The sequence below is a fragment of the Candidatus Accumulibacter contiguus genome, assembly GCF_012940005.1.
Taxonomy (GTDB): Bacteria; Pseudomonadota; Gammaproteobacteria; order Burkholderiales; family Rhodocyclaceae; genus Accumulibacter; species Accumulibacter contiguus.
This window is the reverse complement of record NZ_SPMX01000071.1, coordinates 34,503-49,446: the sequence shown is the minus strand read 5'-3', so window position 1 is coordinate 49,446 and position 14,944 is coordinate 34,503. Positions and strand designations below refer to the sequence as shown.

General features: G+C 61.5%; 16 protein-coding genes and 3 pseudogenes. 5 read left to right on the top strand and 14 right to left on the bottom strand.

The genetic code is table 11. The features are described from left to right. Positions 1-349: ISAzo13-like element transposase-related protein (locus E4Q08_RS19925; protein WP_443984458.1), on the top strand; the 349-nt coding region annotated here is incomplete at its 5' end. A gap of 223 nt (positions 350-572) precedes the next feature. On the opposite strand, the gene E4Q08_RS19920 is transcribed toward E4Q08_RS19925, so the two are convergent. The 12 genes and pseudogenes from E4Q08_RS19920 to E4Q08_RS19865 form a co-directional block, all read right to left on the bottom strand. Beyond that, on the bottom strand, positions 573-962 hold the full coding sequence (locus E4Q08_RS19920; RefSeq protein ID WP_034910419.1) for a DUF2237 family protein: 390 nt from the start codon (positions 960-962) through the stop codon (positions 573-575). Next, the gene (gene iscX, locus E4Q08_RS19915; protein WP_169071643.1) at positions 959-1,153 is read right to left on the bottom strand and encodes a Fe-S cluster assembly protein IscX; all 195 of its coding nucleotides are present in this window, start codon (positions 1,151-1,153) and stop codon (positions 959-961) included. Before iscX ends, E4Q08_RS19920 begins: the two co-directional genes overlap by 4 nt. Beyond that, positions 1,150-1,491 carry an ISC system 2Fe-2S type ferredoxin gene (fdx, locus tag E4Q08_RS19910; RefSeq protein ID WP_169071642.1) on the bottom strand — a complete coding sequence of 114 codons (342 nt, stop codon included), beginning with the start codon at positions 1,489-1,491 and terminating at the stop codon, positions 1,150-1,152. The genes iscX and fdx overlap by 4 nt, the downstream gene beginning before the upstream one ends. Further along, positions 1,488-3,390: pseudogene (hscA, locus tag E4Q08_RS19905) on the bottom strand (Fe-S protein assembly chaperone HscA). Before hscA ends, fdx begins: the two are co-directional and overlap by 4 nt. Positions 3,391-3,445: 55 nt before the next feature. Continuing rightward, positions 3,446-3,973 carry a Fe-S protein assembly co-chaperone HscB gene (gene hscB / locus E4Q08_RS19900; protein ID WP_034910414.1) on the bottom strand — a complete coding sequence of 176 codons (528 nt, stop codon included), beginning with the start codon at positions 3,971-3,973 and terminating at the stop codon, positions 3,446-3,448. 70 nt (positions 3,974-4,043) lie between these two features. Further along, the gene (gene iscA, locus E4Q08_RS19895; RefSeq protein ID WP_034910409.1) at positions 4,044-4,367 is read right to left on the bottom strand and encodes an iron-sulfur cluster assembly protein IscA; all 324 of its coding nucleotides are present in this window, start codon (positions 4,365-4,367) and stop codon (positions 4,044-4,046) included. Positions 4,368-4,396: 29 nt separating this feature from the next. Next, on the bottom strand, positions 4,397-4,792 hold the full coding sequence (iscU, locus tag E4Q08_RS19890) for a Fe-S cluster assembly scaffold IscU (protein ID WP_034910408.1): 396 nt from the start codon (positions 4,790-4,792) through the stop codon (positions 4,397-4,399). A gap of 24 nt (positions 4,793-4,816) precedes the next feature. After that, positions 4,817-6,029: pseudogene (locus E4Q08_RS19885) on the bottom strand (IscS subfamily cysteine desulfurase). A gap of 58 nt (positions 6,030-6,087) precedes the next feature. Continuing rightward, the gene (locus E4Q08_RS19880) at positions 6,088-7,245 is read right to left on the bottom strand and encodes a cysteine desulfurase family protein (RefSeq protein WP_169071649.1); all 1,158 of its coding nucleotides are present in this window, start codon (positions 7,243-7,245) and stop codon (positions 6,088-6,090) included. Between the two features lie 12 nt (positions 7,246-7,257). Continuing rightward, positions 7,258-7,749: a Fe-S cluster assembly transcriptional regulator IscR gene (gene iscR, locus E4Q08_RS19875; RefSeq protein ID WP_034911736.1), complete on the bottom strand. Its 492-nt coding sequence runs from the start codon at positions 7,747-7,749 to the stop codon at positions 7,258-7,260. Positions 7,750-7,809: 60 nt separating this feature from the next. Beyond that, positions 7,810-8,562, bottom strand: coding sequence for a serine O-acetyltransferase (gene cysE, locus E4Q08_RS19870; protein WP_034911739.1), 753 nt, complete (start codon positions 8,560-8,562; stop codon positions 7,810-7,812). A 65-nt stretch (positions 8,563-8,627) separates the two neighbouring features. Continuing rightward, the gene (locus tag E4Q08_RS19865) at positions 8,628-9,443 is read right to left on the bottom strand and encodes an RNA methyltransferase (RefSeq protein ID WP_169071641.1); all 816 of its coding nucleotides are present in this window, start codon (positions 9,441-9,443) and stop codon (positions 8,628-8,630) included. 70 nt (positions 9,444-9,513) lie between these two features. Here E4Q08_RS19865 and E4Q08_RS19860 point away from each other — a divergent pair, with 70 nt between their 5' ends. After that, complete coding sequence (locus tag E4Q08_RS19860; RefSeq protein ID WP_169071640.1) at positions 9,514-10,323, top strand: inositol monophosphatase family protein; 810 nt, start codon at positions 9,514-9,516, stop codon at positions 10,321-10,323. Positions 10,324-10,686: 363 nt separating this feature from the next. Beyond that, positions 10,687-10,770 (top strand): annotated as a pseudogene (locus E4Q08_RS26260) (PEP-CTERM sorting domain-containing protein); the annotation flags it as partial. 75 nt (positions 10,771-10,845) lie between these two features. Here the strand turns inward: E4Q08_RS26260 and E4Q08_RS19850 are convergent. Next, complete coding sequence (locus E4Q08_RS19850) at positions 10,846-12,429, bottom strand: HPr family phosphocarrier protein (RefSeq protein ID WP_169071639.1); 1,584 nt, start codon at positions 12,427-12,429, stop codon at positions 10,846-10,848. Between the two features lie 229 nt (positions 12,430-12,658). On the opposite strand from E4Q08_RS19850, the gene E4Q08_RS19845 reads away from it, so the two are divergent. Continuing rightward, complete coding sequence (locus tag E4Q08_RS19845; RefSeq protein ID WP_248595026.1) at positions 12,659-12,994, top strand: PEP-CTERM sorting domain-containing protein; 336 nt, start codon at positions 12,659-12,661, stop codon at positions 12,992-12,994. Here the strand turns inward: E4Q08_RS19845 and E4Q08_RS19840 are convergent. Continuing rightward, positions 12,971-13,321, bottom strand: coding sequence for a hypothetical protein (locus tag E4Q08_RS19840; RefSeq protein ID WP_169071638.1), 351 nt, complete (start codon positions 13,319-13,321; stop codon positions 12,971-12,973). The genes E4Q08_RS19845 and E4Q08_RS19840 overlap by 24 nt on opposite strands. A 396-nt stretch (positions 13,322-13,717) precedes the next feature. Between E4Q08_RS19840 and E4Q08_RS19835 the strand changes: the two genes are divergently transcribed. Continuing rightward, positions 13,718-14,944 (top strand): efflux RND transporter periplasmic adaptor subunit, encoded by a 1,227-nt coding sequence (locus tag E4Q08_RS19835; protein ID WP_169071637.1) that lies wholly within the window; start codon positions 13,718-13,720, stop codon positions 14,942-14,944.

Sequence of the window (14,944 nt, the reverse complement as noted above, 5' to 3'; positions counted from 1 at the left end):
GAGAGTACGGTTATGGAAGGTCGCTTTACAGCGTCTGGCCGACCAAACCGGCCTATGCATCTCGATCTGCCATTTTCCACCGGGAACTAGCAAATGGAATAAGATCGAACATCGGATGTTCAGCTACATCAGTATGAATTGGCGAGGAAAGCCTCTGGTCAGCCATGAGGTCATCGTCAATTTGATTGCTGCCACCACCACACAAGCAGGCCTAAAAATTGAGGCGGAGATGGATACCAACACCTACGCGAAAGGCATACACGTGACTGATGATGAACTCGATAAAGTTCACATAGAACGCTCCGAGTTTCATGGTGAATGGAACTACACCATCCGGCCATCGGTTTGAACTTGTACAACTTATTTCTGGACAGATACTTATCACCTCCCTCGAAGTCCGGCCGTTGAGCCCCGATCCACATGCGCGTCGATTCACGGACTTCCGTTTGTTGCGCTGCCACATGCGAAGAGAGCATTTGCATCTCGGAACTGGCGATTTTCATGGTGGCTGCCTGAGTAGATTGGGGGGTACTCCCTAGAACGGCAGACTGCGGGTTTTCTTAAGCAGAGATTCAGTTCAGATCGATCGCATAACGCTTGAGGTCATCGAGGCCGACGATCAGGAGTGCGGCTTCGTTGGTGGCGTTGAGAACGACGCGCGGCGCCTTGCCGGCGTGCAGGGCTTCGCGCCAACGGGCGGCACAGAGGCACCAGCGGTCGCCGGGGTGCAAGCCGGGAAAGCCGAATTCTGGCCGCGGCGTCGACAGGTCGTTGCCACGCGCCTTCGAGAATTCGAGGAAGTCGGCGGTCAGCAGCACGCAAATGGTATGGCTGCCGAAGTCTTCGTCGCTGGTATTGCAGCAACCGTCCCGAAAAAATCCGGTCACCGGCTTCTCGCTGCAGGATCCCAGAGGCCCGCCGAGAACGTTGCGCTGGCCGCCGCCCATGTCGTCGGGCTTCATGCCAGTTCGTCGATCCAGGCTTGCTGGATGGCCTCAAGGATTTTCTCGCCACAATGTCTGAAATCATCGTCAAAGCCGGGCAAGGCCAGCACCCAATTCATCAGGTCGACAAAGTTGATCTTCAGCGGGTCGAGCTCTGGATGCGCTTCGGCGAGTTCGATGGCTATTTCGTTGATGTCGGTCCATTTCATCGATGGCCCTCCTTGGTCATGTTGATCGAGTAACGCGGGATCTCGATCAGCAGCGGCGTTGCGTTGACGATCGCCTGACACGACAGGCGTGAATTCGGTTCGAGACCCCAGGCCTTGTCGAGCAGGTCGTCCTCGACCTCGTCGGAAGGTTCAAGCGCGGCAAAGCCTTCACGGACGATGACGTGACAGGTGGTACAGGCGCAGGACATCTCGCAGGCATGTTCGATGGCGATGCCGTTCTCGAGCAGGTTCTGACACAGCGATTCACCGGGTCGCGCGTCGATCACCGCGCCATCAGGACAGAGTTCGATATGCGGCAGAACGACGACCTGGGTCATACGGTCTCTTCCGTCTTCGCCACGACTGCTTCGCTGTCCAGCTCGCTGATGTTGCGACCGGCGAAAGCACGCCGGATCGATTTGTCCATGCGCCGTGCCGCGAAATCCTTGGTGTCGGCTTCGAGGTCGTCGATCGCCAGCATGATCTGGCGGCGCTTGTCGCCGCGTGCGGCTGCTTGCAGCTTGACGATGTCGCTGTCGATGCGTGCCAGTTCGTCGGCACTGAGCAATTCCCGGTCGTTGGTCAAGGCGGAACGTACCGCTTCGATCAGCCGTTCGGCATCGACCTGCATTTCCTTGAGCGCGCGCTGCAGCGCGTCGTCCTTGACGTGCAGCAGCGAGTCCTTGAGCATGCCGGCGATCTCGTCATCGGTCAGTCCGTAGGAAGGCTTGACGACGATACTGGCTTCGACGCCGGAAGTCTGTTCGCGAGCAGTCACTCCCAGCAGGCCGTCGGCGTCGACCTGAAAAGTGACGCGAATGCGGGCGGCGCCCGCGACCAGTGGCGGAATACCGCGCAGTTCAAAGCGCGCCAGCGAACGGCAATCGCTGACCAGTTCGCGTTCTCCCTGCACGACATGCACGGCGAGCGCCGTCTGGCCGTCGCGGAAGGTGGTGAACTCCTGCGCGCGCGCCGTCGGAATCGTCGAATTGCGGGGAATGATCTTTTCGACCAGACCGCCCATGGTTTCGAGACCCAACGATAGCGGTATCACGTCGAGCAGCAGCCAGTCTTCGCCGGCCAGGCCGTTGCCGGCCAACAGATTGGCCTGTTTGGCCGCTCCGATGGCGACGACCTTGTCGGGATCGAGATTGTTCAGCGGATCCTGGCGGAAGAAGTCACCAACGGCGCGCTGCACCTGCGGCATGCGCGTGGCGCCGCCGACCATCACCACGCCCTTGACCTCGGTAACCGACAGACCAGCGTCACGCAGCGCTTTTTTTGACCGGCTGCATGGTCTTGGCGACCAGGGTCTGGGTGATCTCGGCAAAGATTTCGGTGGTGAGCGTCAGATCGACCTGCTCGCCACTGTTTAAGCGCGCGTTGATCTGGGCAAGGCCGTGAAAGGTCAGGTATTCCTTGGCTTCACGAGCGCGTGTCAGGAGCATCCGGGCATCCTCGACCGACAGGGGTTTGAGTCTGGCTTCTTCGAGGATCCAGCAGAAGATGCGATGGTCGAAATCGTCACCGCCGAGCGCCGAGTCGCCGCCCGTCGCCAGCACCTCGAAAATGCCGCGCGACAGTCTGAGGATCGAGATGTCGAAAGTGCCACCGCCGAGGTCATAGACCGCATAGACGCCTTCGGCAGCGTTGTCCAGCCCATAGGCAATCGCTGCCGCGGTCGGCTCGTTGAGCAGGCGCAGTACCGGCAGTCCGGCGAGTCTGGCGGCGTCCTTGGTGGCCTGGCGCTGCGCATCGTCGAAGTAGGCGGGAACGGTGATTACCGCGCCAACGATAGATCCGCCCAGTGAGGCCTCGGCGCGCAGACGCAAGGTGTGCAGGATCTCGGCCGAAACTTCGACCGGACTCTTCAACCCGGCAGCGGTGTGCAGGCGCAGCATGCCCGGTGTGTCGTCGAAAACATAGGGCATGCTCTTGTGATGAGCGACGTCCGCCAGCCCGCGACCCATGAAGCGCTTGACCGAGACGATGGTGTTGCGCGGATCGACGGCCTGCCTGGCCGCGGCTTCGTAACCGACTTCACTGCTGCCGTCCGGCCGATAGTGCACCACCGAAGGCAGCAGGGGACGCCCGAGTTCGTCGCTGAGGACGATGGCCAGGCCGCTGCGCACCGTCGCAACCAGGGAGTTGGTCGTCCCCAGGTCGATGCCGACAGCCAGCCGGTGCTGGTGCGGCACTGTGGATTCGCCTGGTTCCGCAATCTGTAATAAAGCCATGAAAAAGTCCTGGTACGTGTTGCTGGTGATTTGGCGCAGCAGTCTGGATGACGAACTACTCCTCGCAAGCCGCCATCGCGTCGTCGATCTCGCCGAGCAGCTTCTCCAGGAACATCAGTCGCCGCACGCGGTCGGCGGCCTGCTCCAGATCATGCTGATCGTCCAGTAGCCGGGCGACTTCCTCGTAACGTTCAAGCAGATCCCGCTGCAGACGATGGTGCAGATGCTCGAGTTCATGGTGTTCGCCAGCGCTGCGCGCTTCGGCAACCGCCTCGCGCCATTCCATCTGTTCGACCAGGAAATCGGCGGGCATCAGGGCATTGTTCTCGCTGCCGAGATCATGCGCCGCCAGATGCAACAGGTATCTGGCCCGCGGCAAGGGCTTCTTGAGCGTCTGGTAGGCTTCATTGACGCGCGTCGCCCATTGCAGCGACAGCCGTCGCTCGGCGTCACCGGCACTTGCAAAGCGATCCGGATGCACTCTCGTCTGCATCTCGATATAACGGCGGTCGAGCAGTGCCGCATCCAGCCGGAAGGCAGGCGGCAACTCGAACAAGGAAAAGTGGTCGGCGTTGAAGTCCATTATTTTCGGCGGCGCGTCTTCGCACAGGTAGCTGGCCGTCAAGCCTGTCGCATGCCCGGCTTGCCCAAGCTCAGACGTTGAAACTTTCGCCGCAGCCGCAGGCGTCCTTGACATTCGGGTTGTTGAAGCGGAACCCCTCGTTCAGCCCCTCACGTGCAAAGTCGAGTTCGGTACCGTCGAGGTAGGGCAGACTTTTCGGATCAATCAGAACCTTTACACCATGCGACTCGAACTCGATGTCGTCCGGGTGCGCGACATCGGCAAACTCGAGTTTGTAAGCCATTCCCGAGCAGCCACTGGTACGCACGCCGACACGCAGCCCGATCCCCTTGCCGCGCTTGAGCATGAAATTCGCAACGTGGCTCGCTGCCCGTTCAGAAAGCGTCACTGCCATGCAAAAACCTCCTGCTGTACTGTGGTCTGTCAAGCCGAAACCTGTTCGCTGTGCTTTTTCTTGTAATCGGCGACTGCCGCCTTGATCGCATCCTCGGCAAGAATCGAGCAGTGGATCTTGACCGGCGGCAAAGCCAGCTCGTCGGCGATCTGGGTGTTCTTGATGTCCAGCGCCTGATCGATGGTCTTGCCCTTGACCCACTCGGTCACCAGCGAAGACGAAGCGATCGCCGAGCCGCAACCGTAGGTCTTGAACTTGGCGTCTTCGATGACGCCGCCCTTGCCGACCTTGATCTGCAGCTTCATCACGTCGCCGCAGGCGGGTGCGCCGACCATGCCGGTGGCCACGCCCTCCTCTTCCTTGCCGAACGATCCGACATTACGTGGATTTTCGTAGTGATCCAGAACCTTGACACTGTACGACATGTTGTTTCTCCTTCAATACATTCATCAATGAGCGGCCCACTGAACCGAACTCAGGTCAACACCGTCCTGCACCATTTCCCACAGCGGCGAGAGTTCGCGCAAGCGGCCAATCTTGTCGTGCAGGAGCTTGATCGCATAGTCGATGTCCTCCGACGCTGGTGAAACGGCCGAGGGTAAACCGGATCGAGCTGTGCGCGAGTTCATCCTCACGGCCAAGCGCACGCAGGACGTACGACGGTTCGAGCGAGGCTGATGTACAAGCCGATCCCGACGATACCGCGAGATCCTTGATCGCCATCAGCAACGATTCGCCTTCGACGTAGGCGAAACTGATATTCAGGTTGTGCGGCACCCGCCGTTCCATGTCGCCATTGACATAGACATGCTCGATGTCCGACAGCCCTTTGAGCAGGCGATCGCGCAGCATGCGGATCCGCTCGTTCTCGGCGCCCATCTCCAGGCGTGCCAAGCGGAAAGCCTCACCCATGCCGACGATCTGATGCGTCGGCAGCGTGCCGGAACGGAAGCCACGTTCGTGGCCACCGCCATGCATCTGCGCATTCAGGCGAACGCGCGGTTTCCGCCGCACGTACAGCGCGCCGATCCCTTTCGGGCCGTAAGTCTTGTGCGCCGAGAAACTCATCAGATCGACCTTGAGTGCCGCGAGATCGATCGCCACCTTGCCGGTCGCCTGCGCCGCATCGACATGAAAGAGGATTCCCCTGGCACGGCAGATCTCGCCGATCTCGGCGATCGGCTGGATGACCCCGATCTCGTTATTGACCAACATCACCGAGACGACGATCGTATCCGGGCGCAGTGCCGCCTGGAACATATCCAGGTCGAGCAGGCCGTCGTCCCTGACGTCGAGGTAGCTGACTTCAAAGCCCTGCCGCTCGAGTTCGCGGCAAGTATCGAGAACCGCCTTGTGCTCGGTCTTGACCGTCACCAGATGCTTGCCCTTGCCGGCGTAGAACTGTGCCGCGCCCTTCAGCGCCAGGTTGTTCGACTCGGTCGCGCCCGAGGTCCAGACGATCTCCTTGGTGTCGGCATTGACCAGCCTGGCCACTTCTTCTCGTGCTTCCTCGACCGCAGCTTCGGCCTCCCAGCCGAAGGAGTGCGAGCGTGAGGCAGGGTTGCCGAATTTCTCGACCAGATAAGGAATCATCTTCTCCGCCACGCGCGGATCGACCGGCGTCGTGGCCGAATAATCGAGATAGATGGGCAGTTTCAGCATTGCTCTTGCTCCGGGTTGTCCATGTTCTTGCAGATCATCAGTTGGTCTTCGGGCGCTCTCAGGCGCTCATCGCACTCAGCCGCTGCAAGCCCGCGATGGTGGCCTGCAGCGTATTCAGAAAGCCGGCGACCTGTTCCTTGCTGTTGCCGCGACCGAGGCTGACACGCACTGCGCCACGCGCCAGTTCGGGATCGACCCCCATCGCCCGCAGCACATGCGAGGGCTCGGGGTTGGCACTCGAACAGGCTGCACCGCTGGCTACCGCGTAGCCGGCACGGTCCAGATGTCCGACCAGAGTTTCACCATCGAGTTCAGGGAACGAGAAATAAACGGTGTTCGGCAGGCGTTCGGCAGCCTGGCCGAAGAGCGTCGCACCGAGGCCGAGGAGGCCGGCTTCGAGCTGCCCGCGCAATTCGAGCAGACGCTGTGCCAGCCTTACCCGGCGCTCTGTGGCGAGAGTACAGGCGACGCCGAAACCGACGATTGACGCGACGTTCTCGGTTCCCGAACGTAATCCGCGCTCGTGGCCACCGCCGGCAATCAGTGGCTCCAGTTCGACACGCTTGTCGAGCACCAGGGCCGCCGCACCCTTGGGGCCGCCGATCTTGTGCGCCGACAAGGTCAGCGCATGCACTCCGGCAGCATTGAGACGACGAAAATCGACAGCCAGCTTGCCGACCGCCTGCACCGCATCGGTATGAAACCAGGCGCCGGCCATGCGCGCGCAATCGGCGAGCGATTCGACATCCTGCAACACGCCGGTTTCGTTGTTGGCCAGGATCACCGAAACGATCTTCGGTTTTCGGGCCATCACCTCCGCGAAGTGGCCGACATCGACTCGGCCGTCGGCGTCGACCGCCAGTTTCTCAAGCATCCAGCCGCGTTTGCACAATTGCTCGGCGGGCTTGATCACACACGGGTGCTCAATCGCGCTGACGGCCAACAAGCCAGGCTTCAGACAAGCGGCGGCGCCCTTGATCAGCAGATTGTTGGCTTCCGAACCGCCACTGGTAAACACCACTTCACTGGCATGCGCACCGACCGCCGCAGCGACCTGACTGCGCGCCTCGTCGATCGCCCGCCGCGCCGCCCGACCATACTCGTGCCGGCTCGAGGCATTGCCGAACTGCGCCGAAAGATAGGGCAGCATCGCCTCGAGCACCGCCGGATCAGTCGGGGTACTGGCATTGTGGTCGAAATACACGGGCGCGAACATGGCGGTCGACACTCAACTTTCGAGGGCCACGGCCTTGGCACGTGCCCGCGGCCTGTTGCGGCGCGCATCATGGACCACAGCGACCTGGCCGCCGGTTTTCTGGAGTTGCTGATTGACCAGCTCGGCCAGCGTCACCGAACTGAGAAACTCGTACATCTTGTCGTTCAGCGTCGACCACAACTCGTGGGTCATGCAGCGCTCGTCGTCGCGGCAGTTCTCGCGGCCACCGCATTGCGTTGCATCGAGTGGCTCATCGACGGCACGAATGATGTCGGTGACCGTCATTTCACTGGTTGGCCGCGCCAGACAGTAGCCGCCACCGGGGCCACGCACGCTTTCGACGAGGCCGTAGCGGCGCAGCTTGCCGAACAACTGCTCCAGATAGGAAAGGGAAATTTTCTGACGATCGCTGATTCCGGCCAGAGACACCGGCCCTTCACTGCAGCGCAATGCCAGGTCGATCATCGCAGTCACTGCGAAACGTCCTTTGGTGGTTAGTCGCATGGCTCCTCCACGGGTATTAGTAGTTGATCAAGTTTGTACACTATAGAGACCATTCGAAAATTAGTCAACTATTTTACTCAAGTATTGGGGGTCAAACTGGTCTGTCGTGACCAATTCGCCCTTGACCTCGATGCCGGCCTCATCGAGTTTCCTGAGCAACAGCTCAAAACGCCGGTCAAGCTCGACCGCATGGTCGAGAAGTCCATGAATCGCCTTGGCCAGCGGGTCATCCTGATCGCCAGCCAGGGCATAAGCCGAGAAACCGAGTTGCCCGGCCATCTGCTCGCGCTTCTGTGCCTGCACGCTGTCGATGATACGCGCCGGATTGCCCACCGCGGTGGCTCCTGCCGGCACGTTCTTGACAACCACGGCATTCGAGCCGACCTTGGCCGACGCACCGATGATGATTGGTCCGAGCACCTTGGCGCCGGCGCCGATCACCACGCCGTTCTCCAGCGTCGGATGCCGCCGGCCCTTGTTCCATGAAGTGCCACCCAGGGTGACGCCGTGGTAGAGGGTGACATCGTCGCCGATGACGGCGGTTTCGCCGATCACCACACCCATGCCGTGATCGATGAACAGACGCCGCCCGACCGTTGCTCCGGGATGGATTTCGATACCGGTAAAAAAACGCCCGAGGTGCGAAACCGCGCGACCCAGCCAGCGCAAGCGGTGCACCCATAACCAGTTGGCCAGACGATGCGCGACCATCGCATGCACACCCGGATAACAGGTCAGCACTTCCCAGGAGGTACGGGCAGCAGGGTCACGGTCGAATACCGATTGAATGTCTTCGCGCAGGCGGCTGAACATGAGAGGGAAGTCCTTGAGCGAAAATCCTTGAGGGCAAGATGTAATCATACAATACCCTACTGATTTTATCTACTATTATGCGCGCAGCCGCTGGTACTGCCGGCCGTCCTGCGCTCCTCGGCGACCTGTCGTTCGATTGCATCGAGCAGTCCGCGCAGGATGTTGATCTCGTCGCGTTCAAGCTCGGCGCGTCCGAACAGGCGCCGCAACTTGGGCAGCAGCCGTCGTGGTCGCAAGGGGTCGAGAAAACCGCTGCTCACCATTACCCGCTGGAGATGCTCATAAAAGCGTTCGACTTCCTGATGGCTTGCCGGTGGCGAGGCAAAAGGAACCGCTTTGCTGAGCACCGGTGGACAGCCGTCGAAAGCCGCCAGGCGCAGCTCGTAACACAGCAGTTGCACCGCCGAAGCCAGGTTGAGTGAGGTGTACTCCGGGTTCGCCGGGATGAACACCGTACGCTGACAGCGTTGCACCTCGGCGTTGGACAGCCCGGCGGTTTCATTGCCGAACAACAGTGCCACTTCGCCCTCGGCGGCCCTGGCAAAAATCTCTGCCCCGGCCAGGCGCGCCGGCAAAGGCGGTGGCCCGAGGTTGCGATGCCGCGCCGAGATCGCACAGGCAAACACGCAATCGGCCAGTGCTGCGTCGATGCCTGTACACACCTCGGCAGACACGAGAATGTCTTCGGCGCCAGCGGCGCGGGCCACTGCCTGGTCGTCCGGAAAGCGCTTCGGATTGACCAGCAGCAGACGCGAGAGGCCCATCGTTTTCATTGCTCGTGCGGCGGCACCGATATTGCCGGGATGGCTGGTGTGCGACAGGACGACGCGGACCCGATCGAGTGGCGAGACCGAAGATTGAGACCTGGCAGGCCGGTTCATATTAGAATCGGGACTCCTCCACACCAATCGGGCCGCAGCAGCCACCCGTCAGGTTCTTCAAAAGCCATCCATGCATCCAGTTCTCAACATCCTCATCAAGGCGGCGCGCCGTGCCAGCAAAATCATCAATCAGGCATCAATGGACCTTGAGCACCTGCAGATCACCACCAAGCGCCAGAGCGATTTCGTCACCGAAGTGGACAAGAAAGCCGAAGCGGCGATCATCGAAGTGCTGCGCGAGGCGTATCCGGAATACGGCATTCTAGCAGAAGAGTCCGGCCAGACCGCCGGCATCGCCGCTGGCAGCGAGTATCAGTGGATCATCGATCCGCTTGACGGCACCACCAACTTCATCCACGGTCTTCCGCAATATGCGGTTTCGATTGCGCTCGCACACCGCGGCCAGATCACCCAGTCGGTGGTGTATGACACGGCCAGGAACGAGATGTTCACCGCCAGCAGAGGCGGCGGCGCCTTCCTCAACGAACGCCGCATCCGCGTCAGCAAGTGCCTGAGACTCGAAGACGCGCTGATTGGCACCGGTTTCCCCTACCGTATCTACGATCACATCGACGCCTACCTGGCGATCTTCAAGGAACTGGCACGCAAAACCGCCGGCATGCGCCGCCCCGGCGCTGCTTCCCTCGATCTGGCCTATGTGGCCTGTGGTCGATTCGACGGTTTCTGGGAATTCGGCCTCTCGCCCTGGGACATGGCCGGTGGTGCGCTGTTGATTTCCGAAGCTGGCGGTTTGATCAGCGATCTCGCCGGTAATGAAAACTACCTGCAAACCGGCAACATCATCGCCGGCACGCCAAAGGTCTTCGCGCAGTTGCTACAGGTGATCGACAGCCATCGGACGGCGGGTCTGGCGGCGTGATGCACGATATTACCCGATATAGCAGACGACTTCGCCAGGTTCGTCGATGTCGCGCGCCCTCAACGGTCTGCCACTGATCATTCGTACCCTCGACTTTTCCAGGCACCCCCGATCACGACCTCGGCCGATCCGATTTTTGCCGGCCTCGGAGCAACGATTTCGCTTTCAAACCCCGGCTGGGGGATTTTCTCGCAAGGATGGAATCCGACCGGCGGCGCGAGTTGCTTGGGGGGCCTGAGCAGCGGAGGTTGCGCAGTGATCCGGGGTAACTGTGGGAATACTTACCTCAATGGGCCATTGAACGACACCTACCTTCCCACTGCCGATGGCGAGCGCCTGCTGGCGAACGAACTCTTGCAGCTTACGCAAGTGCCCGAACCAGCATCTCTGGCTCTCTTTGGCCTCGGCCTCGCTGGCCTCGGCTGCAGCCGCCGCAAGAAGGCGTAAGGCCGCAACACGCTGAGCAAACCCCGCTTCGGCGGGGTTTGTCTTTTGTGAGCCCGGTGGCCTGCGCCCGACCCTTCAACGCCGCAGATACGACAGCGCCTTCGGCAGCACCACGTTGTTGCCGAAGCCATCCTCGCCGTAGCCAACCCTGGCCAGGGCGTCCACATCGGCCAGGACGCGCTTGTCGCCGATGAAGGTGACGGTCAGGTCGGTGCGGATGTCGAGTTGTCCCGTGGCCTGCAGGCGTGCGATCTCGGCGACGGTGTTTTCGAGGACGCCGCCCTCACGGCGACCGATCTCTTCGGAGATCTCAAGCGGCTGGCGGTAGAGAATCACCTTGCCCTCCCCGGCCAGCCGATGCACGATGGCCAGCACGGCGGCAGCGATGGCCGAAGGTTCCAGAGCGCCGTCCTGGTCGGGAGGGACGCGGGCGATTTCCGCCGCCAGCCAGCGCCGCTTGCGCGCATTGATGGTTTCGTTGGCGCGGAAAAGGTCGAGCGGCGAGCCGGCGTCAAACAATTTGCCGTCCAGATCCATCTGCACCTCGCTGCCGTAATGCGCGACGATGCGCGCCACCAGATTCGATGGCCGCACGTGGAAGCCCCGGTAGCTGGGCACCGGAACCTCCAGCCGCCCCGGCTCGGCGTAGCGGCGCAGGATGTTCTGGCTGAGGCGCTGGCCGCCGTCGAGAAAATCGCTCGAGAAAGCCATGGCGTAGGCGAACAGGGTGGCCATGATGGCGTCGGTATCGACCACCGGCCGTTCGCACAGCAGACCGTCGCCGGTCTGCGGGCTGACGTGCCGTTCGTAGTAGTGGGCCAGGTCAGTGGCGATCTTGAGCAGATGATAGATGACGCTGGCGTGGCCGCGCAGGAACGACAGATCCGGGTCCAAGGTCTCGACCCAGGTTCTGGAAACGTGGGTATCGTACAGTGACTGCAGATTGTGGAAACGGAAGCCGAGCTGGCGCAGACGTTCCTCGCTGACCGGATCCGGAAAACAGTGCGCATAGTCCTGCGGCGGCACGCGGGCCGAAGTGCGCAACAGCTCGCTTTCCGCCGCCAGATTGAGGAACTCCGTTGCCAGGTAGGTGACGGTGATGCTCACGTCGGCGGTGATGCGGTCGTCGCGGTTGCGGGCCAGGCGACCAGAAGGCAACTGTTCGGCAAAATCCTCTGGCGTCGGAGCGATGTCGGCGATGTCGACGCCGAGCAGCCGCGCTTCCTCCAGCAGACCGGCAGCGACCGCAATGACGACGCCACCGACCAGGCGCAAGCGTTCGCCAGTCGCCGCGTGGAAATCGGCGTCCACCGTCAGCAAGCTGTAGGTCGGCAGGCGACGCTGCACGTGGGCCAATACCCGGCCGATGCGCGCGAAGTTGCGCAGCGCCGCGACGATGGCCCGCAAGCGGCTCCAACGGAGGTTCTGGGAAGCACCGTACTCGTCGAGCAGCTCTTCCATCTGGCCCGATTCGAGCAGCAGCCGACCACTCAGCAGCCGCGTCAGGGCGACCTCGCCGACACCCCTGGCAGTCAGGCCGCGGGCGAGTTCGAGCAGTGTCCGGCCGCGTGCGCGGATCAGCTCGCAAAACTGCTGGTCGTCGATCAGCCGCTCTCCCGTCTCCGCGGCGGAGAAGTCGCGACCGCTTGCATCGTTCATGATGAGCTTTCCCTCTGCTGGCGCGGGAGTACGCGCGAATGTTCGGCATTTTCCGGGTTTCGCGCCAATGGGCAAGTCGCTTCAGCGCCTTGGGTGTGTCAGCGAGAGGAAGGGAAAATTCAACTACCGCTGACGCGACTTTCACAGGAAGGCTCATCACTTTTCCAGGCATTGCTGCGGCACGCCGTCGCAGTCCCTGGTCAATTCCTCGGATGGCGGGAACAACCGTTTGAGTCCGCTGATCATCAGCTTTGCGTCGCCTGTGTTTGACGTCTCGTACATCTACGACAACTATGGAGACTCCGGCGTAACAGGGTTCGCGAGTGCCTTTGACAGCAGCCACACGCTTCTGGAAACGATTGCATCGCCGGACAATGGATACGGGAACGATCTCGTTTCGTTCTCGGCATCCGGCATTTCGTCGATCGAGATTACCAACCCCTTCGATGGATGGTTATTCGCCATCGACGATCTGAAGTTCAGCGTTCCGGAGCCAGGATCGTTGGCCCTTCTGGGCTTGGCCCTGGTCGGGATCGCCGGTTCACGCAAGCGCAAGGCCGCTTGAGCTGTTTTCGCCCATTTCGCCCCGGTCTTGTGCCGGGGTTTTTCTGTGCCGGGAACTGACTCTGCACGCAAAGCAGTCAGGCAGCCACCTTACGCTGCCTCCGGCAACTTCGAGCAGCGACGCCACTGCAGTCGGCGTGCGCGCCTCATAGACCGGACGTACCCGGAAGAGCAGGTTCGTCAGCGCTGTCTGGTGTGCCAGGTCTTCTCTGGCGCTGCACGGCAGGCTCGTCACGCGCCCGGACGGCGCCAGCCAGCCGGCAGCCCTGTACTCTTCGCCCACTGTCGTCGCCGATGCCAGGGCCAAGGGTGCCGAGAACCCGATCATCCTCGTTTTTCTGCCGAAGGGACATAGCTACGCGCTCGGCAATGCCATCGTGAACCTTGAAGCGGCCAAGAACACCTTCAACCGCAAAGGGACGTCGAACACCGAAGAAGGACGCGACGTTCGATGGAAAGACGTCAGCGCAACGCCAAGAAAGAAATATTGCCCCGTGAACCCGTACGGCCGGCCCACAGAATCGCAACGCGACACTCGATAGCCTGATAATTGACGCTGGATTACGCGCGGCACATAATCCATAATGAATTCATTGCGGGTCGTCGCCCGACAGAATCGGCAGGCAATGGCTCTCCACGGTTGATCATTTGTTTGCACCACGATGGCGCGACTCTCCCATTCATCAACACCAGCCACACCCATTTTCGTCCAGCAGGAGCCGCCATGAGGCCTACCCCATCCCCCTTCACCTCTGCAGATCGGGCTTTCAGGTACACACTCGCCGGGCTGGCCGGAGCGCTGCTTCTGGTCAGCACGGCATGCGAGAAGGAAAAGGCGGCGCCGCCAGCGGCGCCGGCCGTAGAGATCGTCACCGTCTCGCAAAGGGACGTACCGATCTACCTGGAATGGATCGGCTCACTCGACGGCAACGTCAATGCCGTCATCCGTCCGCAGGTCACCGGCTACCTGATCAGGCAGAACTACCGCGAAGGAGAGCTGGTGAAGCAGGGACAGCCGCTCTTCGAGATCGACCCGCGCACTTTCGAGGCTGCCGTCGAAGAGGCGAAGGGACTGCGTGCCCAGCAGGCGGCGCGTTATGAAACGACGCGGGCGAACCTGGCCCGCATCAAGCCCCTGGCGGCGATGAACGCCGTCAGCCAGAAGGATCTCGATGACGCCACCGGCGCCGACCTCTCGGCCAAAGCCTCGCTTGAAGCCGCCGAGGCATCGCTCAAGACGGCCAGGCTGAACCTCGGTTTCACCCGAATCACTTCGCCAGTCACCGGCATCGCCGGCATCGCCAAGGCCCAGATCGGCGACCTCCTGAGCCCGAGCATGACGACGGAGCTGACGACGGTGTCGACCGTCGATCCGATCAAGGTCTACTTCAACATCAGCGAACGCGAATACCTCAAGGTCGCCGCCGCCGCAGCCGCTTCCGGCAAGAAGACGGAGCATGTCCCCTTGCAGCTCATCCTTGTGGATGGATCGATCTACCCGCATCAGGGCAAGGTCGCGGTGCTCAACCGGCAGGTCGATCCGACGACGGGCACCTTCAAGGTCGCAGCCCTGTTTGCCAATCCGGACAACCTGCTTCGTCCTGGCCAGTACGGCAAGGTCCGCGCCACGATGTCGGTGGACAAGGGCGCGCTGCTGGTTCCCCAGCGGGCCGTCACCGAAATGCAGGGCAAGTACCTGGTGGCGGTCGTCGGCGCCGACAACAAGGCCGATGTCCGGCCGGTGACGGTCGGTGAACGGATTGCTTCGGAGTGGATCATCAGCAAGGGCCTGCAGCCAGGCGACAAGGTGATCGCCGAAGGTACCCAGAAAGTCAGGCCGGGGATGACCGTGAATCCGAAGCCCTTTGTCCCGGCAGCGCCAACGGCCGCAGCAGACCCGGCCAAGCCCACCGAGAAACCGGCAGCCCCTGCGCCAGCCGCCAAGGATTAA